This window comes from Thalassotalea sp. ND16A (assembly GCF_000764205.1).
Classification (GTDB): domain Bacteria; phylum Pseudomonadota; class Gammaproteobacteria; order Enterobacterales; family Alteromonadaceae; genus Thalassotalea_A.
On sequence record NZ_JQDZ01000013.1, the window covers coordinates 17857 to 43259 of the forward strand.

17 protein-coding genes are annotated in these 25403 nt (G+C 42.1%); 4 read left to right on the forward strand and 13 right to left on the reverse strand.

Annotated features, from left to right (window positions below):
• Positions 1 to 98: 98 nt before the first annotated feature.
• The 3 genes from ND16A_RS15895 to ND16A_RS15885 all read left to right on the forward strand — a co-directional run bounded on the left by ND16A_RS15895 (position 99) and on the right by ND16A_RS15885 (position 13037).
• Positions 99 to 1148, forward strand: coding sequence for a polysaccharide deacetylase family protein (locus ND16A_RS15895; protein ID WP_033076239.1), 1050 nt, complete (start codon positions 99 to 101; stop codon positions 1146 to 1148).
• A gap of 60 nt (positions 1149 to 1208) precedes the next feature.
• Entirely contained in the window at positions 1209 to 1877 is a 669-nt protein-coding gene (locus ND16A_RS15890; protein ID WP_052072843.1) for a glutathione S-transferase family protein, read from the forward strand.
• 300 nt (positions 1878 to 2177) lie between these two features.
• A complete protein-coding gene (locus ND16A_RS15885) occupies positions 2178 to 13037 on the forward strand; it encodes a DUF7151 family protein (protein ID WP_033076240.1) in 10860 nt (3619 codons plus the stop codon).
• Between the two features lie 304 nt (positions 13038 to 13341).
• On the opposite strand, the gene ND16A_RS15880 is transcribed toward ND16A_RS15885, so the two are convergent.
• The 6 genes from ND16A_RS15880 to ND16A_RS15855 form a co-directional block, all read right to left on the reverse strand.
• On the reverse strand, positions 13342 to 14067 hold the full coding sequence (locus ND16A_RS15880; RefSeq protein ID WP_033076241.1) for a YebC/PmpR family DNA-binding transcriptional regulator: 726 nt from the start codon (positions 14065 to 14067) through the stop codon (positions 13342 to 13344).
• A 265-nt stretch (positions 14068 to 14332) separates the two neighbouring features.
• The gene (locus tag ND16A_RS15875; RefSeq protein WP_033076242.1) at positions 14333 to 14968 is read right to left on the reverse strand and encodes an SCO family protein; all 636 of its coding nucleotides are present in this window, start codon (positions 14966 to 14968) and stop codon (positions 14333 to 14335) included.
• Between the two features lie 16 nt (positions 14969 to 14984).
• Complete coding sequence (gene cyoE, locus ND16A_RS15870) at positions 14985 to 15905, reverse strand: heme o synthase (protein ID WP_033076243.1); 921 nt, start codon at positions 15903 to 15905, stop codon at positions 14985 to 14987.
• 8 nt (positions 15906 to 15913) lie between these two features.
• Positions 15914 to 16936: a COX15/CtaA family protein gene (locus tag ND16A_RS15865; protein ID WP_052072844.1), complete on the reverse strand. Its 1023-nt coding sequence runs from the start codon at positions 16934 to 16936 to the stop codon at positions 15914 to 15916.
• Positions 16936 to 17490 (reverse strand): hypothetical protein, encoded by a 555-nt coding sequence (locus ND16A_RS15860; RefSeq protein ID WP_052072845.1) that lies wholly within the window; start codon positions 17488 to 17490, stop codon positions 16936 to 16938. Before ND16A_RS15860 ends, ND16A_RS15865 begins: the two co-directional genes overlap by 1 nt.
• A 48-nt stretch (positions 17491 to 17538) precedes the next feature.
• Positions 17539 to 18315 carry an SURF1 family protein gene (locus ND16A_RS15855; RefSeq protein ID WP_033076270.1) on the reverse strand — a complete coding sequence of 259 codons (777 nt, stop codon included), beginning with the start codon at positions 18313 to 18315 and terminating at the stop codon, positions 17539 to 17541.
• A 47-nt stretch (positions 18316 to 18362) separates the two neighbouring features.
• Between ND16A_RS15855 and ND16A_RS15850 the strand changes: the two genes are divergently transcribed.
• On the forward strand, positions 18363 to 18572 hold the full coding sequence (locus ND16A_RS15850; protein WP_033076244.1) for a DUF2909 domain-containing protein: 210 nt from the start codon (positions 18363 to 18365) through the stop codon (positions 18570 to 18572).
• A 270-nt stretch (positions 18573 to 18842) separates the two neighbouring features.
• Here the strand turns inward: ND16A_RS15850 and ND16A_RS15845 are convergent, their stop codons facing one another.
• From ND16A_RS15845 to ND16A_RS15815, 7 genes are all read right to left on the reverse strand, one after another.
• Positions 18843 to 19721: a cytochrome c oxidase subunit 3 gene (locus ND16A_RS15845; protein ID WP_033076245.1), complete on the reverse strand. Its 879-nt coding sequence runs from the start codon at positions 19719 to 19721 to the stop codon at positions 18843 to 18845.
• 34 nt (positions 19722 to 19755) lie between these two features.
• Positions 19756 to 20310 carry a cytochrome c oxidase assembly protein gene (locus ND16A_RS15840; protein ID WP_052072847.1) on the reverse strand — a complete coding sequence of 185 codons (555 nt, stop codon included), beginning with the start codon at positions 20308 to 20310 and terminating at the stop codon, positions 19756 to 19758.
• Between the two features lie 15 nt (positions 20311 to 20325).
• Positions 20326 to 21861, reverse strand: coding sequence for a cytochrome c oxidase subunit I (gene ctaD / locus ND16A_RS15835; protein ID WP_235281963.1), 1536 nt, complete (start codon positions 21859 to 21861; stop codon positions 20326 to 20328).
• A 69-nt stretch (positions 21862 to 21930) separates the two neighbouring features.
• Entirely contained in the window at positions 21931 to 23412 is a 1482-nt protein-coding gene (gene coxB, locus ND16A_RS15830) for a cytochrome c oxidase subunit II (RefSeq protein ID WP_443080276.1), read from the reverse strand.
• Between the two features lie 719 nt (positions 23413 to 24131).
• Entirely contained in the window at positions 24132 to 24746 is a 615-nt protein-coding gene (gene lexA / locus ND16A_RS15825) for a transcriptional repressor LexA (protein ID WP_033076248.1), read from the reverse strand.
• 152 nt (positions 24747 to 24898) lie between these two features.
• Entirely contained in the window at positions 24899 to 25129 is a 231-nt protein-coding gene (locus ND16A_RS15820; RefSeq protein WP_033076249.1) for a tetratricopeptide repeat protein, read from the reverse strand.
• Entirely contained in the window at positions 25126 to 25392 is a 267-nt protein-coding gene (locus ND16A_RS15815; RefSeq protein ID WP_033076250.1) for a hypothetical protein, read from the reverse strand. The genes ND16A_RS15820 and ND16A_RS15815 overlap by 4 nt, the downstream gene beginning before the upstream one ends.
• Positions 25393 to 25403 lie beyond the last annotated feature (11 nt).

A 25403-nucleotide genomic window follows, 5' to 3' on the forward strand; every position in this document is an offset into this window, starting at 1 on the left:
ATGTTCATTCAGCCGTGAATTAAAATGAGCAGATATTTATCCGACTTAGTATAATACACTATATCTTTTTGATTGATTCAGTTGTGTTAGGTATTTTAATGGCGTTTCGTATACTCATCTTTTTATTATTGATCTTTGCCAGTAGCGCCAGGGCAACCGTGGTGCTGGTTTACCACCATGTTAGTGACAAAACACCAAAAAGTACGTCGATAACGCCAGCGCAATTTAAATTGCACCTGCAATACTTTAAAGACAATGGTTTTAAAGTGATCCCGTTAAATACCATGGTAGATAGCTTAAAGGCAAAACAGCCGTTAGAAGATAAAACCCTAGTGATCACCTTTGATGATGGTTATAGCGATATCCTATACAACGGCCATCCGTTATTAACCGAATACGGTTACCCTTATACCCTATTTATCAACCCGGAAACGGTGCCAAAGAGCAGCGGTGCCTATTTAGACTGGGCGCAAATCAAACAAATGGCCGATGATGGCGTGTTAATTGCCAACCATGGTTTACGTCACGATTCTTTAATAAAAACCCCAAAGGGTATCGATGCAGCCACCTGGCTTGAGCAAAAACTTGACGAGTTAGCAGCCGCTGAGCAGGTCATTGCCGATAAAGTTGGCCAAAGTTGGCAATATTTTGCTCTGCCATACGGCGAGTATACGCCACAAGCACAACAAAAACTGGAACAGCTAGGCTTTGCCGTTTTCACTCAACAATCAGGCCCGGTTGGCGCAAGTACCGATTTAACCGCAATACCCAGATTTCCGGCGTCTATGCCCTATGACAGGCTTGGGCCGTTAAAAGATAAGCTCAACTCGGTTGCGTTCAATGTATCTAAAAAAAGCCAGCGGGCGATGACTATTGTGCCGTTTGGTGAGCAACCGAATAAAACCGTAGAAATTGAACTAATTGATTTTTATCCGAACATGCTCTCGTGCTTTATTGCCGGTGCGGGCATAGCCGAAATAAGCTGGCAAGGCAGAGAACGTTTTACCATGAATTTTGACGCCAAATTTAAACCGGGTCGAAATCGCAGTAATTGTACGGCGCCGAGCATTTCAAAACCTGGCCGTTTTTATTGGTACTCAAGACCCTGGTTTGTGCCAAAAGAGGATGGCACTTGGTATACCAACTAAACTGAATCTATACTGAACAGGCAATATTTTTATCGAATACTCTTAACAAAGGAAAATAACATGGCAAAGTTAACATTGTACGGCGTCGAACTTTCCCCCTATGTTCGTAAAGTGCGTTTGGCGCTGGCGTTCAAGGGCCTGGATTATCAGCAGATACCCGTTTTTCCGTTTATGGAAGATAAACCAGTAGAATTTGTTGATAACAGCCCGCTCGGTAAAATCCCTTTATTTGCCAGTGACGATAACTTTATCACCGACTCCGCAGTGATCATTGCCTACCTTGAGCGTGCATATCCACAACCGGCACTACTGCCAAGCGATGATATTGCCGCGGCACGGGCATTATGGTTTGCCGAATATGCCAGCAGCAAAATGGTGGAGGTGATAGGAGGGCATTTATTTGCAGAAGTAATTTTGGCGAAACAATTTTTCAATCGAGAGCCAATTCAAACCGATATCGATAAAGCAATCACTACCGAAATTCCGGAAATCTGCACTTACCTGGAAAATGAGTTGAGCAGTAATTTTCTGGTAGGGGACAGTTTCACTTTGGCGGATTTATGCGTGGGTGCAATGTTCTTGATGATGCATCATTGTCAACAAAGATGCGATGCCAGTAAATGGCCAAAAGTTGCTGCCTATATAGAACGCGTTCATGGCAGTAAATTATTTTGTGACCTGCAAGTGGAAGAAAAACAGTTGTTCGCCAAATATGGCATGACGGCTTAATGGATAACTGAAATTAGAGAGTTGCAAACAGACTCTAAAATGAACAAAGCCAGTAGCTGCCACTACTGGCTTTGTTCATTTTTATGGGTGAAGTTTAATAAATGATGGAATCAACAAATAAGGAATCATTAATCTCAATTTTTGAGTGAATTGATTTAACTCAAAACATATATGATATAAATCAATATATTAACATATTTGTTGATTGTTTTAAGATTAGTCTGTTAAGTTATTGTATGGATAAAAATGCGGTTTTTGAATTTAGAAAACCCTCCCCTCTTAAACAATGGAATGTTCAATATGAGATTCTCAAAATACCTATTCGCTTGCTTATTATTTACTTTAACTGCTTGTGGCGGTGGTGGTGGAGGAGATGCCACCCCCAAAAAACCAGATAACCCTATACCTCCCAAAAATTATTCGATAGAAATCAAACATTCTTATCTCAACAGCGGACCTATATGCGCAAACGGTGGTATTGAAGTACATACAGGTATCGATGAAAATGGTAATGGTACTTTAGATCAAGCAGAAGTTGATAATACTCGAACAGTCTGTAATGGCGAAGACGGTCAAAACGGCCAAGATGGTTCAGCAAGTTTATTAACTATTGTTGATGAGCCTGCGGGAGATATTTGCCTCAGCGGCGGAATTAATATCAATGCGGGGATGGATATTAATGCTGATGGTAATTTAGATGCTGATGAAATTACTAAAACGGCTACAGTCTGTTTTGCTAAAGATGGTGAAGATGGCTTAACTAGCTTGATTGCCACTACTGAAATTCTTGCCGGTGAAGTTTGTTTAACCGGTGGTTTCAAAATCGAAACTGGCATTGATTTAAATAATGATGGCATTTTAGATGCTGCAGAAGTGGAAAAAACCGAATCCATTTGTAACGGTCAAAATGGTGGCAACGGTAATGATGGCTTAACCAACTTAATTCTGACAAGTGAAATGGCAGCTGGAGAAGACTGTCCTACTGGCGGCTTCAAAATTGAGAGTGGCCTGGATCTTAATGGTGACAGCACTTTAAGTTCTGACGAGGTCGCTACGACTCAATTGATTTGTAACGGCCAAAATGGTGAAGATGGAACAGATGGCTTAAGCAGCTTGCTTGCCACTACTGAAATTCAGCCAGGTGATATTTGTTTAACCGGTGGTTTCCAAATTGAAACCGGCGTTGATTTAAATAATAATGGCATTTTAGATGCTGGCGAAGTGGAAAAAACCGAGTCCATTTGTAATGGTCATAATGGTGGCAACGGTGATGATGGCTTGACCAGCCTAATTCTAACGAGTGAAATCGCAGCTGGAGAAGATTGCCCTACTGGCGGCTTCAAAATTGAAACAGGCCTGGATCTTAATGGTGACAACACTTTAAGCTCTGACGAGGTTGCTACAACTCAACTGATTTGTAACGGCCAAAATGGTGCCGATGGTGAAGATGGAGCCAATGGCTTAACCAGCTTGCTTGTAACTAGTGAAATTCAGCCTGGTGAAGTTTGTTTATCTGGTGGTATTCAGTTAGATAGTGGCCTAGATCTCAATGAAAATGGCATTTTAGATGTAGAAGAGATTAGTCAATCTACAATAGTGTGTTTTACCAGTAGTGATACTTCTGAAGAGCCTGTTGTTTTCTCGGATAGAGCCACCATCAAGGGTAATATTGAGCAAGCCGTTGTTGCGCAAGTCAAATCCTTAAGGGCTCGTAGCATATTATCTAGTAAAGTTACTGAAAACACGACGACATTAATTTTAGCCCCATCAACCATTACCGCAACCGCAACTCAAAGCAATGTTAGCGACGATTCTGAAATCAGCCAACCTATTATCGACCCTGTGGTTCTAGCTGTCGATGCAGAAGGTAATTATCAAGCAGAAATTGCGGCAGGTACTGATTACTCCTTAGTCATGGTTGATCAAACAGCTAATGCCGGTGTAAAAATTGAAGAGCTATCTGTGGCTGCGGGTGAAACCTTAACGCAAAATATTACTGCTGAGGAGCAAACCGCTACTGGTTCGGTAAACATTACCGTGGCGAGTTTATCTTCAGGGCAAGTTATTGAAGGTGCTGTTGTTAAGGTTGTGGAGCTTGTTGAAGAACAAACTACGCCAATATCTGGCAACGTAGAATTTACAGGTTTACCAGAGGGCACATATACCTTAGTTGTCAGTAAAAATAATTTTGTTAGCAAACAATTAAATTTTTCCATTGTTTCAGGACAGGCTACCGACTTATCTAGCATTGAATTAAATAATCAAAAAGGTAGCGCTGCAGGGCAACTCACAGCCAGTGAAAATGAGAATCTTGCTAATGTATTAGTCTATGCAAGAGCGGTAGACAACAGTGTATATTCTACCATTACTAACACTAGTGGCACCTTTACGTTCCCGGCATTGCCAGTAGGTGATGGATATCGATTCATTGTTGTTTCAAACTATTTTGACAGTGCTAAAAGTACTGCAGTTAATATTTTGCGTAATCAAACAGCAATGGTTGAAACCTTTGAGTTATCAAGAAGGACGGTAGATACCGGTAGCTTAACTGGCTTTGTTAAGTATTCTGATAAAATACACGATATGGACCACGCCGGAATTATTGTTTCGGTTGAGGGGACCGATAAAGAGGCGGTGAGTGCAAGAGATGGTTCTTTTGTCATAAACAACCTTACTGCAGGTGCCTATAATTTAAACTTTACCGATTCTAATTATCAAACGATCACTCAAAGTGTAGAGATAGTTACTGGTACCGTGGTAAATCTTGAATTAATTAAACTGAACAGTTTAAAAGGTGCTTTAGTTGGTACCGTAACCAGTAATGATGATTCTCCTTTAGCTGGGGTTAATGTTGTTATTCATGAAACAGGGCAAAGTACCACCTCTGATGCTGCTGGCCAGTTTACCTTTACCAATCATCCCATTGGAAATTACACACTTATTGCTAGCCACGCTGGTTACGGAAGCCAACAAATTGATGTAGCGATAAATCAGGGCGAAACTACAACTTTAGCCGAGAATATCCTATTAACCCCATTCAATTTTAGTGGTCAAATAAGCTTGGGGACCGAGCAAACAGATCATAGTGGGGTAACAATCACTTTGTCGGGTACAGGTTATACTGAGCAAAGTAATGAAGATGGTTCTTTCGCATTTTATGCCATTAAACCTGGCAATTACCAGTTACAGTTTTCGCGTGCTGGCTATAAAGCGCAAGCCATTAGCGTGGTTATTTCTGAAGAAAATAATGAACTAGGTTATATAGTTTATCTCGAACCTCAATCGGGAATCGTGACAGGCCAAGCCTCACTTAATAAACGGGTTGATCATTCAGGGGTAGAAGTTGTTTTTACCGGCACAGAATTTAAAACCTTTACTGATAGTACCGGTAAATGGTCGATTAATTTACCGGTAGGAAACTATGGTGAAGGTATTAGCTACCATAAGGATTATTTTGCCCAGCAAAACAGTGTGCAAACTATTACAGTAACCGAAAACGGTCAATTTACGGTAGCGCCAGTAAAACTGATCCAAAATAACGCCAACTTATCGTTTAATGTGAGTGCGGCAAATACCTGTTCTGGCAGCTTAATCGTACAGGCGGAGGGGCTTAATGGCGATGCCACTGGATTTTCTGGCGCTCTGTCGGTTAGTGATACTGGTGACGTAAATCAAGCATTGTTGTTGGGCGAATACCAGTTCACCATATCTTGTAGTGATAGCGGTTGGGAAAGCGTTGTATTCAACGTAACTCTCAATGATACCCAAGAAAATTTTGTTATCGAAGATATCGCATTGCGTCAAAGCTTTATCATTATTGATGAAGGTGCAGAATATACCAATGACCAGCAAGTTAGTCTTGCCATGGGCAATACCGATGCCGTTGAAATGAGGATCGTTGACGGCATCAATGATAGTAACTGGCTTACTTTTGCTGAAGTTTACGAGCATACATTATCGGCGGGCGATGGTATCAAAACCGTAACCGTACGTTTTCGTGATATCAATAACGTTGAGTTGCCATCGGTAAGTGACACAATAAAACTCGATACCAAACTCAATATTGCGTATTTTACCGTTAGCGGCGCAAGCACTAAGGGTGACTTATTACATTTACAATTGAGTTTAAATCAAGAATTAGGGGCAACTGTTACCGCAACCATTCCTGGTTTAGTGCAAGAGTTGCCTTTATTAGACAATGGTTTTGGTGGTGATACCACAGCAAACGATGGCATTTACGAGCGTGATTTTTATATTGATACGCCGATAGACATTAACTTAGCTGCGCTCGCTACTGTAACCGATATCTCCGGTAATACTGCGTCATTAGAATCAGACACTAATATCGTGTTAAATACACCGCCAACCATTAAAAACTTAATTACCAGCTCTAATATTGCATCTGGTGAAATGATCTTAAACTTTGCGACCGACGAACCGGCAACAACGGTGATTGATTTTGGTAGCGATTTAGCGAACTTATCTAATCGTTTAGACGTTAATGCCACATTAAGTAAAACACACAGCATTACCTTGAATGGCCTGTCGCCAAACAGCATGACTTATTTCCGTATTACCGCCAATGATAGTGTGAATAATTACGCGGAGTTTGAAGGGCAAAGTAAATTGGCACCACCACCAGTTGCAGGGTTGGGGGCATACCCAGGTAGTGATGAAGTTGGGTTAATTTGGGATCCTGCCGAAAATGCGGCTGGGTATCGAATTTACCGCTCAGAAGATGGCGGCAATGTTTTCACCTTAATCAACGCCAATGCATTAATAAGCGAACGTTATTATGTTGATGCCCTTGCCAGCAATGGCACAACCTATTCATACCGGGTAACCGCAGAAGATATCGATGGTAATGAGAGTGACAATGGAGAAGCCGTTGAAGCAACACCAGAGCTTACTTTAGCAGGCCCAACTGAGATTGCGGGTGGTGTTATTGACGCAAATACGGTTTGGTTAAAATCTCGTTCACCATATAACATCAGCGCCAAAATGAAGGTGAAAACCGATATTGAATTATTGTTATTGCCGGCAACTGAAGTGGCATTTACCCAAGCCGATTTAAGCATGCATGTTTCAGGTAAAATTACCGCCTTGGGCCAAGCCGATAATTTAGTAAAACTGTCGGCGTTTGAAGGTGCCAACCAAAATTATTCTGGTGCATTAATTTTTGATACTGCCAACACCTCACCCAGTGCATTAAATTTTACTGAACTCAATTATATAAAAGCCTATCAGGATTACAGTGAGAGTTATCAAAGATCAAATTATTCTGCACCATTGGCACTTATTAACAGTACGGTAAATGGCAAGAATGATCACCTGCCAGACTTTTATATTAAATCCGCCAAAAATTCAGTCGTTAACGAATACGGCTATGGTTCATATTCAGGCAACTACGTATTAAGAGTCGATTCCGTTGATAATGTCACATTTAATAAACTCAATTCTAGTGGTGAAGTCGAAACGACAAGCAATTATATTGCACGCATTAACAGTGCCGTAAACAGTAAATTTAACGGTGCCAGCTTTTATTTTGAAAATGGCAATATTGATAACAGCCAATTTAAGGATGCCAAAATTGAGTATGCCACAAGCATCTCAAATAGCACGTTAACCAATACGAGGGTTACAGGTTCTAATTCATTGCGAATTAATGGCAGCACTTTAACGAATACCCAAGTGACATTGTCGGGTGACTATGCCCGTTTAACCATGCACTACAGCGTGTTAGATGCCCAGTCTAATGTCAGTGCTAAACAGTTGGATGTATCGTATAACTATTGGGGTTCTACCGACCTTGTTGCCATTACAGCACAAACCAGTTACACCGCTAATCAAACTTTAGACACCCATTTATATCCCATCATCACCACCGGAGCCTTGTACACTGCCGATTGGGATAACGATACCATCCCAGACTACATTGATTACGATAACGATAATGATGGTTACAGTGACTTGCAAGAAGACTGGTTATCCGATCCTGAATTTGGTGAAATCTTCAATCCTTTAGATGCTGATTCATACCCCGCAGGAGATAAAGACAATGATATGGATGGCATTGCCGATGTCGATGATTTAGATGACGATAACGATGGCTTGCTAGACAGTGACGAGCTAATCCGTTTAACCGATAAATTCCTTGCCGATAGTGATGGCGATGGCGTTAATGACGGCAATGAAGTCAGCTTTAAATATAACCCACTCGATAAAGCCAATTACCCATTAATGGGTAACATTAGCGGTAAAACCATTGATAACAGTAATGTAAATACCGAAGGAGTTGTTTATATTGCCGGTTATACCGTTAAAGATTCAATGTACGATGGTGGTGAATACGTTGCGCCAGTAAATCTTAATAACGTTACTGTTAATGCTGGTGCCGCATTGATGATCGAAAAAGATACCTCTGTTTATTTTAATAGCAGCGTGGTTGAGGGGACTGATGCTAATGTTATCACTATACGGGCTACTGGAGCTGGTAGTGGTCGTATAGAGTTTAATAATAGTCAGGTTGCATATGCCAATATAAAAGTGGCGATAGGTATCAATATTGATCAGGCTACAGTAATCAATAGAAGTGATTTAAGTTTTAATAAACATTGGAATGTAACTGTAAATGGAACGATTAAGAATAGCTTAATATCATCACAAGCGTATTGGCACAATTATGGATACATAGGCCAAAGTTATATAACCGGAAACAGTGCTTTTTGGAATCAGAATACAGGTGTTATTGAGCAAACATATATCAATCTTTCATCTATTTACCATGAACTATTTAACCAAGGTGAGATTAAAAATAGTTTTGCTAGTAACCACGTTTACATGGAAATGGGTGGTATCATTAATGATTCTGTAATGAAGCGCTTAGGTGGAGATCAAGCTGCAAATATAGCAAATTCAGATGTTCAGTTATATTCCAATGAAACAAGAGCTGCATTTTTTGATGGTAGTTATATAAGTAACCTTTCAGGTAGCACTTTTTACAATGGCTTTGGAGAGCCAGTTGATCAAATTGGTGATGGCGTTGCAGAGACGGTATTTGAACTTGGAGGTAATACATACACTGTTGATGGTATTAATAATCCGCGTTCAACTCCTAATTTCCCTAATCTGGTATTCAAACCTTACCTAGAGGCTAATGGCATTTGGTCGCCTGAGGGAGTAGGTGCCTGGTGGGATATGAATAATGCTGATAGCTTCCCGGAAAGTGATCCCACAGAGAATATGGGTACTATATCGGGACAAATTAACTTAGAGGGTTTTGTTAATCACTCTGGTGTTAAAGTTGAGTTAATCAACACTTCATTATCAACGGTAACAGATGCCGAAGGTAATTGGTCTGTCCGTTTGCCAGCCCGTGATTACCCGCAAGGCATTAGCTTTAGTAAAGATCATATTCAAACCTTAGTAAAAAATCGCTCTTATTCGGTTACAGCCCATTTGGATACCGACGTAGGCACTATCAATTTAATGCAAGCAACGGCCACGGTTTCTGGCGTACTAACCATAGATGAAAGCAATGACTATACACTGGCGACCATTACGGCTAGTAAAAACGGTCAAATCACTTCGATTAACCCAAGCGATGCGGGTGTATTTGATTTTCAAGCATTACCGTTAGGTGATTACATTTTTGAAATTACTTATCCAAATGGAAGTTGGGAAACGGTTAGCCATGAACTGAGTTTAGTTGCCGGAGAAACTGAATATACTCTGCCAGTAACTCGTGTACGTAATAGTTTTGTTTATATTAACGATGGTGCGTTATATACCAATAACCCGAATGTTAATTTAGCCATTACCAATGCAAACGCCAGCAACATGCAAATTACCGAAGGTGGGGTTGTTCAAACCGCGGAGGCATTTAATGCGAGTCGTGAATTAACATTAACGGCTGGAGATGGTGAAAAAACAGTGCAGGTAGACTTTACCGATGCAAGTGGTAATGCCTTAACGTCTGCGGTTAGTTCAATCACCCTGGATACTCAAGTCAACTTAACCAGTCTGATTCTGTCGAATGTTACAACCATGAATGATATTTTGCATCTAACCTTAACCGCTAACGAAACTGGTGGTATGGCAACGGTGACAATACCTGGTTTAGTCACAGATTTAGCGCTTTTTGACGACGGCTTAAATGGTGATAGCCTGGCTGATGATGGTGTGTACGAAACTGATTACTTAATTCAATCAGCAGAAGATATTACCGCAACCCCAATAGCGACTTTTGTTGATATCGCTGGCAACAGTGCCACGATTAATGCTTCTACCGACTTGGCAATAAGTACTTCACCGACAATCAGTGATTTACTGGCACAAACCGTTGATGGGCAGTTAATTATCACTTTTACTACCAATGAGCTAACAACGGCGACGATTTGGTATGGCACTGATCCAAATTATTTAGATCAATCTTTGGTTATTACCAGCGAAGAGTCACTTGAGCATATGATTGCTTTGGCAGCAGCTCAAGGGGAAACCATTTATTTTAAAATTATTACCGATGATGGTGTCACTCTGGCAACAGAAATTATCGCTGAGGCGAAAGTGGGCAATACGGCACTAACTGGCTTAAATGTGTCAGCTGGTGATAATGAAATTGGTTTGGTGTGGACAAAACAAGCTGAAGCTACGGCTTATCGTATTTATCGTTCTGAAGATAGCAATATCTTTACTCAAGTTGCTGAAGTCACTACTGATACCCCTTATTTTGTTGATAACAGCATTTGGAACGATGATAAGTTTTATTATCGCGTCACCTGGCTAGATGGTAACGCCTTAGAAAGTGATCAAACAGCCTCTGTATCAGCAACTGCATCGATTGAAAATGCTGGCGCTACTGAACTAAATGGTGGTGTGATAGCCGTTAATGAAATTTGGCTGAAATCGCGCTCGCCATACATCATCACCGGAAATATGTTGATCCGTGAAAGTGCTACATTAAGCTTAATGCCTGGTACAGAAATCGAGTTTAATGGCGCCAAACGCCATATTATGACGCGAGGTAATATTATGGCCTATGGTTCAGAAACAGAGATGGTGAAGATATCTACCGACCCGATTTCTAACTATAGTGATGGTGAAAATGGTGATCAGTCAGCAATTATTTATGATACGTCCAATAATACCGCCAGTGAGTTTAATTATACAGAACTTAATTATTTACAAGTTTATTACGATTATTCTGATATATGGAGTCGACCGAATTACCTAGTGCCTTTATCTTTGAGTAATAGCACCGTAAATGGTTATTATAATTCTCGACCAAACTTTTATATCAAATCGTTAAAAAATAGCATGTTCAATGAGTACGGCTATGGTACAGGTTCTTATAACAATTCAACACGCATTGGAACAGTTGATAATACTACTTTTAGTAAATTCAATCAGTACAGTGGTAACCCTGAAACAACTTCACGTTATATAGCTAAAATAAATAATACCGTAAACTCAACCTTTAACGGTGCAAGTTTTTACTTCGGAAATGGAAGTGTAGAAAATAGCTATTTCGTTGATGCAAGAATTGACCGAGCGACCACGATTAGAAACACAACTTTAATTGACAGTTCTATAACTGGCTCAAGTTCATTACGTTTAACTGATAATGTATTAACTAATTCTGATACTACATTAACGGGTGATAACACACGTTTAACGATGCGCTTTAATGTGTTGGATTCTGAATCATCGGTAAGTGCTAAATATCTTGATATATCACATAACTATTGGGGCAATACTGATCTAAGTACCATTGCGGAACAAACGGGCTATGCACCGGATAAAGAGCAAGATACCCATCTGTATCCTGTTATTACTGGCAACCAACTCTACCTCGCAGACTGGGATGATGACACCATTCCTGATTATCTAGATTACGATAACGACAATGATGGTTACAGTGATTTACAAGAAGATTGGGAATCTGATCCTGTCTACGGCTCTATATTTAACCCGTTAGATGCTGAATCACATCCTGCAACTGACCCAGACAATGATATGGATGGATTAATCGATAGCGAAGATTTCGATGACGATAACGATGGGTTATTAGATGCCGATGAGTCAACGTATGGTACTGACCCGTATTTGGCCGATAGTGATGGCGATGGCATTAACGATGGTGATGAAGTGCGCTACAACTATGATCCACTTGATAAAGCTAATCACCCATTAATGGGCAATATTACCGGTAAATCAATCGATAATAGCAATGTGAGTAGCGATGGTGTGGTTTATATTGTTGGTTATAGTATTGATAATGATGAAGGCAGTTATACGCAATCAGTTTCATTAACTAATGTTACTGTTAATGCTGGCACTGCAATTATGATTAATAAAGATACACCTGTGTATTTTTACGATAGTGTAATTTCAGGCACAGCAGAACAAGTGGTGACGGTACGATCTTCGGGTGCAGGCTCAGGTACACTTTATCTCTATAACACAGAAGTTAATTTTGCCAATATCAAACTGGCATTAAATTGGCATTTTGATAGCCAATCAACAGTAAACCGCAGTGATTTAAGTTTCAATCAATACGGTAATAACTATGGGACCATAAGTAATAGTTATATTACAGCTAGCACCAGTTGGAATAACTATGGCGTTGTTGAGCATAATTATTTGACAGGCAATGATACTTTGTGGAACCGAAATCAAGGATCTATTAAGGCTAGTTATCTATATTCAACATCTAGTTCCTTTTATATGAATAATTACGGTGAATTAGATAGTAGTTTCTCTAATAGTCGAGTGTATGGTAGATCCAATAGTTCTGTTAATGCTTCAATATTAGAACAATTTGTCGGTGCTGATACAGGAAGTGTAAAAAAATCTGATGTCCAGTTTGATTATAGTGGTCAAAATGCAGCAATTTTCTTTGATAATAGCTATTTATCAGACTCTAGTGGGACAGCTTTCTATGATGGTTACGGTAGCCCTGTTGACCAATTAGGTGATGGTGTTGCTGAAACAACATTCGCTATTGGAAGTGGCAGTTATACCGTTGATGGTATCAACAACCCAAGAAGCATGAAGAACTTTCCTAATGGAGTTGATGATATCTGGTCACCTATTGGAGTTGGTGCGCTTTGGGATGCCAATTCCGCAGACCCAACCGCATTTCCTGAGCCTGTATTATAGGCAGCTTAGCAATTGGGATAGCGACTAAAGTAAAGGCAACCAAATAAAAGCTAACGAGAAATCGTTAGCTTTTTTACTTCATGATGGAATGCAAACTATCAGGGATGGATTTAAGTTTGTAACAGGGAAGTGCTTATAAAGAATTACCATGGACGGTATTAATTCTAATTTGGGCAGGTCAGTGCTGAAATAAACTTATATACAGAACAAAATTTGCAAATTATGACTTTTCAATATAAACATTTAGCAATAAAAAACCGGTAACAAGTACCGGTTTATGTTTTAGCTTGTCGAGAAATAAAAATTAACTTTCGATTTCAGCATTGTGATAAATGTTTTGTACATCATCACTGTCGTTTAACATGCCCATGAATTTTTCAAAGGCAGCAATGTCGTCTTCATCGGAAATGGTTTTGTAATCTTGTGGTACCCAAGTGATCTCTTCCATTTCGAAGCTGATGTCTGGCATTTCTTCGGTTAAAGCGGTTTTCACTTTGAAGAACTCGGTATGGGGAGCAAACACGGTGATGATGCCGTCTTCCAGCTCGACATCGGTAACATCAACATCGGCCATCATTAACAGTTCCAAAATCGCGTCTTCGTCGTCGCCTTTGAAACAAAATAATGCCTGATGATCAAACATAAATGAGGCCGAACCCGGGCCACCAATTTTTGAATTGGTTTTAGTGAACGCCTGACGTACATCTTTGATGGTGCGGTTGGTGTTGTCGGTTAAACAATCGACAATGACCATACAGCCGCCGGGGCCAAAACCTTCATAACGTGCCGGCTCGTAGTTTTCACCACCGGCGCCACTGGCTTTATCTATCGCCTTGTCAATTACGTGCGTAGGTACCTGATCTTTTTTGGCTTTTTCAATTAAGCGACGTAATGCCAGATTGCCGTCCGGGTCAAGGCCACCATTTTTCGCCACTACGTAAATTTCTTTACCGTACTTAGAATAAACCTTGGTTTTTTGTCCCGCAGTTTTTGCCATATCGGCTTTACGGTTTTGGTAAGCTCTGCCCATCTTAAATCGCTCTATTACTGAATTTATATTATTCCTGATTTTATCAATAATACGCTCAAAGTTTCCAGTGCCTTTTGTGATAGCTCAAAGAAAATACGTTATTTTATCAATAATAATGCCATTTTCGATACTTTATTGGTGTTTCAGGCTAGGGACTGTTGACCTCTGCGGAACAAATTTTGTTCAAACAGGCCCTAGCGCCCAACGAGGGTATTCATTCATAATAGCCAAAAATCGCCTCTAACAAAGAGGCGAATAAATCATCTTAGTTTTTAAGTTGATAAATTTTATTAAAATCACTGAGCATGATTTCCGAATCAATACTGGGTACGCCGATGCCATCTTGTGGTGTCGGTTTAAAAATTGCCTGTATTTGCCCTTTCGGGTTAGTTAATACAATTGAGGCGCTGTGATTTACTAAATATTCTGCTTCGTTGGTGTCTTCGGTTAAGGCGTACATTAAGCCCAGGTTGCGAGCGAAAGGAAATAGCATTTCATGGCCGGCGCGCAGGGCAAAGAATTCTTCATTGAAATAGCGAATATAGCTGTTCAGCTTTGCTTCGGTATCACGCTTTGGATCGGCGGTTACTAATGCCACTTGCATCTTGTTCCCGGTGATTTGTTTTAACTCCGGGTAGATGTAATTCAGCTCTTGTAACGTCACCGGGCACACATCTGGACAGGAAGTATAGCCAAAGAAAAATAACGTCCATTTACCTAATAGCTGCTCATTGCCAAAACGGTTGCCGTTATGATCGGTTAGCTCAAAGTTTTTTATTGCTCGGGTTTGCTGATACAACAGCGCGTGTTCAGGTTGTTGACTCACTTGCTGTTGTTGGTAAAGAAATGCGCCTAAGGCGGCAGATACTACAGCCAGAATGATAATAAGAAGTTTGTTCATGCAATACCTTGTAGGTTTAAATCGCGCTCGGAAGAATATAATGATCGGCTAAGAGTACGACAAACAGCACCATTAAATGGACGATGGAAAAACGAAAGGTTTTCATCGCCGTATCGCTTTCCGGATTGAACTTTAATTTCCACGCATAGGCAAAAAATGCCAGGTTTAAGACGCAGGCGCCGATCAAGTAAATCCAGCCACTCATGCCCACCAAATACGGCATTAAGCCGACCACAAATAATAATATGGTGTAGAGCAATATTTGGGTTTTGGTAAAGGTGATGCCGTGGGTTACCGGCAACATTGGAATGTTCACTTTCGCATAATCATCGCGGCGATGAATGGCCAACGCCCAAAAATGCGGTGGGGTCCAGACAAAGACCAATAACACTAACAATAAGGCATGTGGATGCACTTCATTGGTCATCGCGGTCCACCCCAGCAATGGCGGAATGGCACCGGCTAAACCACCAATGGTAATGTTTTGTGGCGTCGCTCGTTTTAGATACATGGTATAGACCACCGAGTAGCCAACCAGGCCAGCAAACGTTAACCAGGCGGTAAGCGGATTCACCAGGACGTAAAGCATGACAAAGCCAGTAATCGATAACATGGCGGCAAAGGCAATGGCTTTAGGAGTACTTAGGCGGCCATTGGGTAGTGGCCGATTGTGAGTACGGGCCATTACCGCATCGATGCGTTTATCGACAATATGGTTAATCGCCGCCGCCGCAGCAGATAACATACCAATGCCGAGCATAGCCGGCAGTAAAATTTGCCAGGGTATGGCGCCTGGTACCGATAAACTCATGCCAACTAAGGCCGTTAGCACCAGCAGCGCAACGACTCGAGGTTTGGTGATTTCATAATATTCTTTCCAGGAAACCACTGTATCTTGCTCAGGTATAGGTAATGATTGTGCCGATGTTTTACTCATAATATTTCCTAAGTTTTGCGCTTCAAGCTGTAGGCCAGGGTAATAAGGCTCAGCATCAATAACGCCGCTACTACGTTATGGCTAACCGCCACTGGTAAAGGTAAAGCGAATACGATATTGCTCACTCCAAGGGCAACCTGACAGGTAAGGATGAAAGCTATTACCATGGCATTGCTTTTGAAAAAGCCTGATTGCGCATTGATAAAGACACTTATCGCTAACCAGGCCAAATATAGCGTAGTAATGATAGCGCCGATACGGTGCATCGAATGAATGGTGATGCGTTCGGCATGGTTTAAGAAACCAAATTCATATGTGTCACGCTCTGGTGGAATTAGATCAAACGAATTGGCAAAGGTTAGTTGTTCAAGCCAGCCATCCTGGCAAATGGGTAATTGCGTACACACCAGAGCCGCATAGTTACTGGATGTCCAGCCACCAAGGGCAATTTGTATCGTTAAAATTGCTACCCCAAGCAATGTCAGCTTTTGGTATTTTTTCAGGTTGAAATCGCCGCCAGGCACCCGATAAGGGGTTAAACGCAAATAGAGTAGATACAATAGGCATAAGGTAACAAAGCCACCAAGAAGATGTCCCATGACCACAATCGGCATCAGCTTCATCGTGACCGTCCACATCCCCAGAGCAGCCTGAAATATCACGGTGGCGACTAACAAGGTGGGTAAAAATAACGGATTGCCCTGATCTCGATGTTTGAACGAGAGAATAAAGATTAAGCCAATAAGCAAACCTAAGGTACCGGCAAAGTAGCGGTGGATCATTTCATTCCAGGCTTTTTCTGGTTCAACCGGACGCTCTGGAAACGCGGCTTCGGCTTGTTCAATCTTGGCTGCCGTTTCTGGTACATCGAGAAAACCGTAACAACCAGGCCAGTCTGGACAACCAAGACCCGCATGGGTCAAGCGGGTGTATGCGCCCAACGTGATTACGACAATGGCGAGCAATATGGCAACAAACACCAGCTTGCGGGTGTTGCGCCTGTTAATGATGCTTTTCTTTGAGCTGAGCATTAGCCAATCCTCGAATATTTGAGCAGCTTTTTCAGATCGCTTAACATCGACTTACCAAATGCCGGAATAGCGTCGCTATCGGTTGGTTGTTGATAGGTTAAGACAATATTGCCGAGTGGATCGGCAATGTATATTTGCATTTTGGCTAACGGCTTTTCTGCATTCATCGGCGTGTCGATAATACGCCAGTGATTTTTATTCACACGTTGCAATTGTTCGGCATTAAATGGCGAAGCGCTAATGGCAATGGGGGTGACTCTCGGGGTTTCACGACCTAGGGCTAAATAGGTATGCTCAATACCAACCAGCGTTTGCTGGCATTGTTGATCACAATTTTCTGGCAAGGTGTATATCACTAACCATTGTTTCTCTTGTTCGGCTTCTATCCCCGTTTGGTTGAGCGTCATCGGCTGTGTCAACAGCTCACCCTGGTTGGTGACGCCATAATTGAACCATTGGTATTGCAATGCCAGTTTCGCCAATACGATGGGGATTATGAATGCGGCCAGCACTAGTAATAAACTGCGTCTAGATTTTTGCTGAGTGGTTGTCATAGTTTGCCTATTATTATTTTTCTATTGTTGTTTTTTGCTGTTGTTTTGCTATAGCGCGCCATCGCGACTACGGTAAATTTTAACACTTGCCCAGCACATCAGGCTTAACCAGGCTATGGCTAAACTTAGCCATTGAAATGCATAACCCTGGTGTTTTTCAGGCGGCATTACTACCGGTTGCCAGTTTTTTTCATAACCCAGTGTATCTTTTTTATCTAAGAACACCACAAAGGGCAATAGCTGAATGTTAATTAATTGCGATATTTTTTCGATGTCGATTTGTTGAACGCGAATCGGTGACGATTGCGTCGATAATTGTTGTTCTGCTAAAACAATACCTTGCTCAATAATTCTGACATTGCCACTGAGGGTTTGCCGGCCCTTGATGGCAGCAACTGACGGGATAAAATTTCGATCGATGCTGCCAACAATCCAGCCCAGATTGACTAATAACTGTTGATTAGAGTTGCTGTCATGAAACACTTGCAGCACTCGATAGCCTAACTGACCTTGATGCGTTTGATTATCGAGTAAGAAAGTAAACTGGTTGTTAAAGCTACCGCTAAGCTGTACCGGTACATCATTAATATTATCAATGTTATTGGTTTTTGCCGAAGTTAACAGCTCGCTTAATGGCATTGCCTGTTGCTGACTTAATTGCGCGATGTTATCTAGTCGAGTTTGTTTTTCCTGGCCGCGATCATATTGCCACAGAGAGAGCTTGATTAATCCGCAAAATACCAGCAAGGTAAAGATAACCCAGGGCAAACGCCATGAAGCGAGATATGATTTAAGCAAATCGGTTTTTGAAGTTTTATGATGCACAGTGCCAACCATTACAACGACTACTAAAAATAAATGGGAGCAAAACAGTGGAGTATAAAATTATCATTGTCGCCTTATTAGCGATTATGATTTACAACTTGTTTCGAGCGATGGTGTTAATGAATAAAAACGACCCAGAAAAACCACCCATGTCTAAATATATCGGTCGCCGGGTGATGTTATCCGGCTTAATTGTACTTATTCTGATCATTGGTCTGTTAACCGGGTACATCAGCCCCAATCCAAGACCCTACTAGCAATTATCAGCAGGAAGATTAACCTTCCTGCTTGCACCTTGCACCTTGCACCTTTTTCCTAGTTCCTTTAGGCTCCTGGCAACTAGCTTCTGGCAGTCCGCGTTTACTCAAAGCACCGTTAAAATTCACACTGTAGTCCGAGAATACAACATACCGCCCGCAGCTCGTGACACTATCTGCCAGAGGACAAACATGCTGCCTGTACCCTGTACCCTGTATCTACTATCTAAAAGACTGTGCACCAATTAATGCACAGTCTTTGTAACCGCTTTATAGTATGTAAACAAACACAAACAACATTACCCACACAACATCAACAAAGTGCCAGTACCAACTTGCGGCCTGAAAGGCGAAGTGATTATCAGGAGTAAAGTGTCCTTTATATACCCGGCAGAACATCACGATTAACATGATGGTTCCCAGCGTTACGTGCATGCCATGGAAGCCGGTTAATAAGAAGAAGGTGTTACCATAGATACCACTGGCAAGCGTTAAGCCCATTGACGAGTAGGCATGGATGTATTCTTCCACTTGCAACACTAAAAAGGCTAAGCCCAATAATACCGTGATGCCTAACCAAATCTTTAATGTACCGCGTTTATTTTGCTCTAAGGCGACATGGGCAAAGTGGGCGGTAAACGATGACGTTAATAACAATATGGTGTTATACAGTGGCAAGCCACCCCAACCCATGGCTTCTGTGGTTGTGCCATCAGGCGTTTTGGTTAACGGCCAGGCCGCTAAAAACTCGGGCCATAATACTTGCATGGTTTCCAGGTTGTTACCGGCACCGCCTAACCAAGGTACCGAAAACACTCGGGCATAGAGTAATGCGCCGAAGAAAGCGGCAAAAAACATTACTTCTGAAAAAATAAACCAGCTCATCCCCTGGCGGAATGAATTGTCCATTTGCGCGCTGTATTTACCCGCCATCGATTCATCAATCACATTGCTGAACCAACCAAATACCATGTATATCACCATGGCGATACCGGCCAATAATACCCAGCCGCCAATGCCTTCACCGGTATCTAAATTAGCGACATAACTACCGGCGCCAATGGCAATTAAAAATAATGCGACTGCGCCGACAATTGGCCAGTGGCTTTGGTCTGGAACATAATAGCTTTCGTATTTTTCTGTTGTCATTATTATTTCCCCTACGCTTAATTTAGAAACCGAGTCATGATTTTGCGCTATCGGTTATGTCATACAAGGTATATGACAAAGTTAGCTCATTAATCTCTTCAGGTAAGTCGATATCCACATAAAATTGCAGTGGCATCCACACATCCTCTGTACTTTTTAATGGTTGCTGGTTAAAACAAAAACATTCTATTTTTTGAAAATAACTTGCCGCCAAGCCAGGAGACACCGAAGGTACCGCTTGCGCCACACCATCTCTGCCGGATTCATTTTTTGCGTAAAATTTTACAAATTTCATTTCGCCCGGGTGTACCTCAATCGAATTCATCTCTGGTGTAAATTGCCATGCTGCGCCTTGCGCGGTACGGCTGATAAATTGCACTTTGATGATTCTTGAAGTATCAATGCCATCGGCATTTACGGTGGCCGCAGTGGTTGCGGTTTTGCCATTTAACCCGGTAATGTCACAAAACACATCGTATAAAGGTACCAGCGCAAAACCAAAGGCGAACATCGCAAAAACGGTGACTACTAACTTAGTAACCCCTTTTTTCACTTGCTCATCCACAGGCTTTGCGTTGTCTTTATCCACGGTGTTTCCCTATTGTTACTTGATTTCTGGTGGTGTTGAGAAGGTGTGATACGGCGCCGGCGATGGCACTTCCCACTCTAGGCCTTCAGCACCATCCCACGGTTTCGCTGGCGCTTTTTCGCCACCTTTAATGCATTTGATCACCAACACTAAGAAAATCAATTGCGATAAACCAAAGGCGAAACCACCAATACTCACCCACTTGTTAAAGTCAGCAAATTGTAGCGCATAGTCAGGAATACGACGTGGCATACCGGCAAGCCCTAAGAAATGCATTGGGAAGAACAATAGGTTTACTGAAATAATTGAACACCAGAAATGCCATTTACCTAGTTTCTCACTGTACATATGGCCGGTCCATTTAGGCAACCAGTAGTAAGCTCCCGCATAAATTGAGAACAATGAACCGGTAACCAATACATAATGGAAATGGGCCACCACAAAGTAAGTGTCATGGTACTGGAAATCTACCGGTGTCATCGCCAGCATCAGGCCGGAGAAACCGCCAATGGTGAATAAAATCACAAAGGCGACAGAGAACAGCATCGGTGTTTCAAACGTCATCGACCCTTGCCACATCGTTGCCACCCAGTTAAACACTTTCACCCCGGTAGGCACGGCAATGAGCATGGTGCAGTACATAAAGAACAACTCACCGGCTAATGGCATACCTGTGGTAAACATGTGATGTGCCCAGACGATAAACGATAAGAACGCAATCGATGACGTGGCATAAACCATGGAACTGTAGCCAAACAATTGTTTACGGGCAAAAGCCGGAATGATGGTCGAGACAATACCAAACGCCGGTAAGATCATGATGTACACTTCCGGATGACCGAAGAACCAGAAAATGTGCTGGAACATGACCGGGTCACCGCCACCTGCGGCATTAAAGAATGAGGTACCAAAGTAGGTATCGGTTAATACCATAGTCACCGTACCGGCAAGCACCGGCATTACCGCAATCAATAAGTATGCGGTGATGAAGAAGGTCCATACAAATAATGGCATCTTCATGTAGGTCATACCTGGCGCACGCAAGTTCATGATGGTGACCACGATATTAATGGCGCCCATAATCGAAGAGATACCCATAATGTGTACGGCGAATACGAAAAACGCGGTACTGCCATTGGAGTAAGTGGTAGATAATGGCGCATAGAAGGTCCAGCCAAAGTTAGGACCACCGCTTTCCATAAACAGTGATGCCAATAAGATGCTAAAGGCAAATGGCAAAATCCAGAATGACCAGTTATTTAACCGTGGCAGCGCCATGTCTGGCGCACCAATCATCATCGGCAACATCCAGTTCGCCAGGCCGGTAAAGGCTGGCATGATGGCACCAAAGACCATGATTAAACCGTGTACTGTAGTCATTTGGTTAAAAAAGTCGGGTTCTACAATTTGCAATCCCGGCTGAAATAGTTCCGCCCGAATGACCATCGCCATGGCGCCACCGGTAAGTAGCATAATGAACGAGAACCAAAGGTACAGAGTACCAATGTCTTTATGGTTAGTGGTATATAACCAGCGCTTGATGCCGGTCATTTTATGATCATGATGATCGTCGTCATGGTGATCGAGTGTGTCTGTTGCTGTTGTCATAATCATTCCCCCTTATTTGGCAACGTTGCTGGCTTGCACGGTATCGCCGGTGTTATTACCCCAGGCGTTGCGTTCATATGTAATTACTGCCGCCATCTCCTGTGGAGATAACTGTGCAGCAAAGCCCATCATTGCAGTACCTGGTTTGCCGTTGGCAACCATGTCAATGTGAACATTAACATCGCCTAAAGCGACAGGGCTGCCTTTTAGGGCCGGGAATGCTGGTGGCATACCAGCGCCGCTAGCTTGATGACAAGCAGCACATGCCGTGCCATAAACCTGTTCACCTTTTGCCATTAACTCATCCATCGATAAATCACCCATATCAACTTCTGCAGCGGCTGCAGGAGTGGCATCGGTAGGGGCTGACTCACTAATTTCGACCGCTGGCTGAGCCGTTGCACCAGCCGCTCCTGCGGCAGTAGCATTTACATCGGCAGCCTGAACGGCTTGACCGGTATTGTTACCCCAAGCATTACGCTCGTAAGTAATAACGGCGGCAAGTTCTTTCAGGGTTAATTGTTTGCCATAGCCTTGCATCCCCGTTCCTGAACGGCCGTGGAATACCACATTGATGTGCTCATCAAGTTGGTCGGCATTCGTCGCTAGCGGACTTCCTTTTAACGCTGGAAATGCCGGTGGCAAGCCCTGGCCCGTTGCCTGGTGACACGCGGCACAATGAGCGGTGTAGATATTTTCACCTAAGCTCATTAACTCATCCATCGACATTGTAGCGGTTAATGATTGCGCCTCTGCTTCGGCGGCTTTGGTTTTGGCTATTTTCTGCTCATTAAGCCAAAGTTCATAATCGGCTTCACTGCGCACGTCAACCACAACCGGCATGTAGCCGTGGTCTTTACCACAAAGCTCCGCACATTGGCCGCGGTAAATGCCGGCCTCGTTGACTTTGGTCCAGGCTTCATTAATAAAGCCCGGGTTGGCATCTTGTTTCACCGCAAATGCCGGTACCCACCAAGAATGGATCACATCATCAGAGGTAATTAAAAAACGCACTTTACGATTAACCGGGATGACTAATGGCTTATCGACTTCGAGTAAATAGTTTGGATTTGACCATTTGTCTTCTTTGATGCCGTCACGGTTATCAAATTGTGAACTCGGCGTTGCCAGTACACTGTAAAACTCTATGCCCTGATCAAAATATTTGTAATGCCATTTCCACTGCGAGCCAGTTACCTGAATGGTGATATCGGAATTAGCGTTATCTTCCATATTGATCAAGGTAGTGGTAGCAGGCCAGGCCATACCGATGAGAATTAAAATTGGAATAGCGGTCCAGAGTATTTCTACTTTGGTGCTTTCATGGAAGGTCGCAGCTTTTGCGCCTTTTGATTTGCGATGGAATATCATCGACCAGAACATGGCGCCAAATACTACGATGCCAATTACCGTACATATCCACATTACCAGCATATGCAAATCGTAAACACTCTGGCTGACATCTGTCACCCCTTGTGTCATGTTCAATGGCATATCTTTTGCCCAAGCTGAACTGGAAAGCAAGCTTCCCAACACCAGCCAACCCAGGTTACGTCTTTTCACCCGACATCTCCTCTGCTTTATTAGCCTAGAAAATACAGAAACAGTGACAAGATACATCTGAACCCTGTGGGAGTTCACTCGATGTCTCTAATTCCCGTACGTTATTATTTTTATTTTTCTGCCAACACTGTGCTAGTGATTGGCATCATACCAATTTGATTAAGTATGTGATCTACTTTTTCATGAGGGAAAACGGATAAATACAATGCATAAAATTTAGTAAGTAGTTATTCTACTTATCAATTTTATAAAGCCGTAGTTATTCGTTTTAACCATTAAAAATGAGCAGATATTTAATCAACTTGGTATCGTATGTACCTCAAATCTACATCGAAGGAAGTGGTAGATTTAGCGCATTTTTTATTATTATTTTACCGTTATATTTTTTTATCAAAGCCAGTGGCTTTGTTTACTTCCTATCCTAGAATTACTTAATTTTTAAGCAAGGTCTAGTGCTTTGTTATAAAAACGTTAATTTATTTTTGCGCTGTTGCGATAGAGTAAATGCTCTTAAATTGAATGGGTTACAGCGGGGGTAAGGTGTTAGGGGAATAAAAAAAGCCAGATTATTGTACATAATCTGGCTTCTGGGCAGTTTGTTTTTTGTACAGCTTTATTGGCTTGCAACCTGGTTTGTTATTGAGGTAAGGTTACATCCAGTCGGCATTGCGGATCACCCCGACGGCGATACCTTCAATATTAAAATGCTGGCTGGCCAAATCCACCACAATGGGTGAAAAGTCTTCGTTTTCAGCATGCAGATATACCACATTGCCTTCACGCTTATAACGCTTCACCGTAACGTCTTCTTCCACTCTGGCGACAACAACCTGACCATTTTGAATATCGGTGGTTTGATGAACGGCGAGTAAGTCACCATCTAAAATACCAATATCTTTCATACTCTCACCATTAACCCGTAATAAGTAATCGGCGGCAGGGTGGAACAGGCTGCCATCAATCTTATAATGATCCTCGACATGCTCTTGCGCCAGTATTGGCTCGCCGGCGGCCACACGACCAATTAAGGGCAGGCCTTCTTCTTCAATATGCGCCTCGGCTAAACGAATACCGCGTGAGGTGCCGGGCAGCATTTCAATAAAGCCCTTTTTCGCCAGCGCTTTCAAATGCTCTTCGGCAGCATTGGCGGATTTAAAGCCGAAAAAGCTGGCAATCTCGGCACGTGTTGGTGGCATACCGGTTTCGGCAATTTTTTCTTTTATTAAATCAAATATTTGTTGTTGTCTGTTGGTAAGCGGGCGCATAACATTCCTGTGTATCTGTACAGTACCTATGTACTGTTAGTATATACAGCTAAAGCGGAAACGCAACCGTAAATCCTTAAAATGATTAATTTAAGGCTGCAAAATCTTTTTGATAATCCATGAGTCTTTTATCGTTAGATTTTTCAGCTAGCTCAACGGCCTTTTGATAATACATTTTGGTGGTACTTTTTTTGATTCAATTGTAGATAAATATCGCCAAGTTCATGTTGAATTCTGGCGTTGTCGGGGTTTGCATTGGCCATCTTTTGGTATATCTCAATCGCTTTTTCATAGTGTTTATATTGCAAATAATATTGTGCACTTGAGTTGGAGCCATGCAGTTTAATCTTGGCTACCATCTCGGATGATTGAAATTCTTTCATAAACAATTCAAATTGTTCAAAGTCATCAGCCCTCCGGCTTTTTGGAATAGGTCAAGACTATCAATTTGGAACATTTTATAGCCATAGAAGTAATCTTTTAATCCCTGGTACAAGGTGGCATGGGCAGTCGTGAGGTGTTGTTCATCCGCAATGACTCGATACTGCCAGCGCAGTGAACTTGGTGCTTTGCTGCTTAATAGTGCATTTAATTTTTCTGTGCCGGCAATAACCGAACCTTCGCCTTCGCTGATGGTAAAGTACAAGTGTGATTTCA

Coding starts and splice junctions, on each gene's coding strand:
- ND16A_RS15895 (WP_033076239.1), top strand. CDS start 99: ATGGCGTTTCGTATACTCATCTTTTTATTATTGATCTTTGCCAGTAGC.
- ND16A_RS15890 (WP_052072843.1), top strand. CDS start 1,209: ATGGCAAAGTTAACATTGTACGGCGTCGAACTTTCCCCCTATGTTCGT.
- ND16A_RS15885 (WP_033076240.1), top strand. CDS start 2,178: ATGAGATTCTCAAAATACCTATTCGCTTGCTTATTATTTACTTTAACT.
- ND16A_RS15880 (WP_033076241.1), bottom strand. CDS start 14,067: ATGGGCAGAGCTTACCAAAACCGTAAAGCCGATATGGCAAAAACTGCG.
- ND16A_RS15875 (WP_033076242.1), bottom strand. CDS start 14,968: ATGAACAAACTTCTTATTATCATTCTGGCTGTAGTATCTGCCGCCTTA.
- cyoE (WP_033076243.1), bottom strand. CDS start 15,905: ATGAGTAAAACATCGGCACAATCATTACCTATACCTGAGCAAGATACA.
- ND16A_RS15865 (WP_052072844.1), bottom strand. CDS start 16,936: ATGCTCAGCTCAAAGAAAAGCATCATTAACAGGCGCAACACCCGCAAG.
- ND16A_RS15860 (WP_052072845.1), bottom strand. CDS start 17,490: ATGACAACCACTCAGCAAAAATCTAGACGCAGTTTATTACTAGTGCTG.
- ND16A_RS15845 (WP_033076245.1), bottom strand. CDS start 19,721: ATGACAACAGAAAAATACGAAAGCTATTATGTTCCAGACCAAAGCCAC.
- ctaD (WP_235281963.1), bottom strand. CDS start 21,861: ATGACCGGCATCAAGCGCTGGTTATATACCACTAACCATAAAGACATT.
- coxB (WP_443080276.1), bottom strand. CDS start 23,412: ATGCCATTGAACATGACACAAGGGGTGACAGATGTCAGCCAGAGTGTT.
- lexA (WP_033076248.1), bottom strand. CDS start 24,746: ATGCGCCCGCTTACCAACAGACAACAACAAATATTTGATTTAATAAAA.
- ND16A_RS15820 (WP_033076249.1), bottom strand. CDS start 25,129: ATGAAAGAATTTCAATCATCCGAGATGGTAGCCAAGATTAAACTGCAT.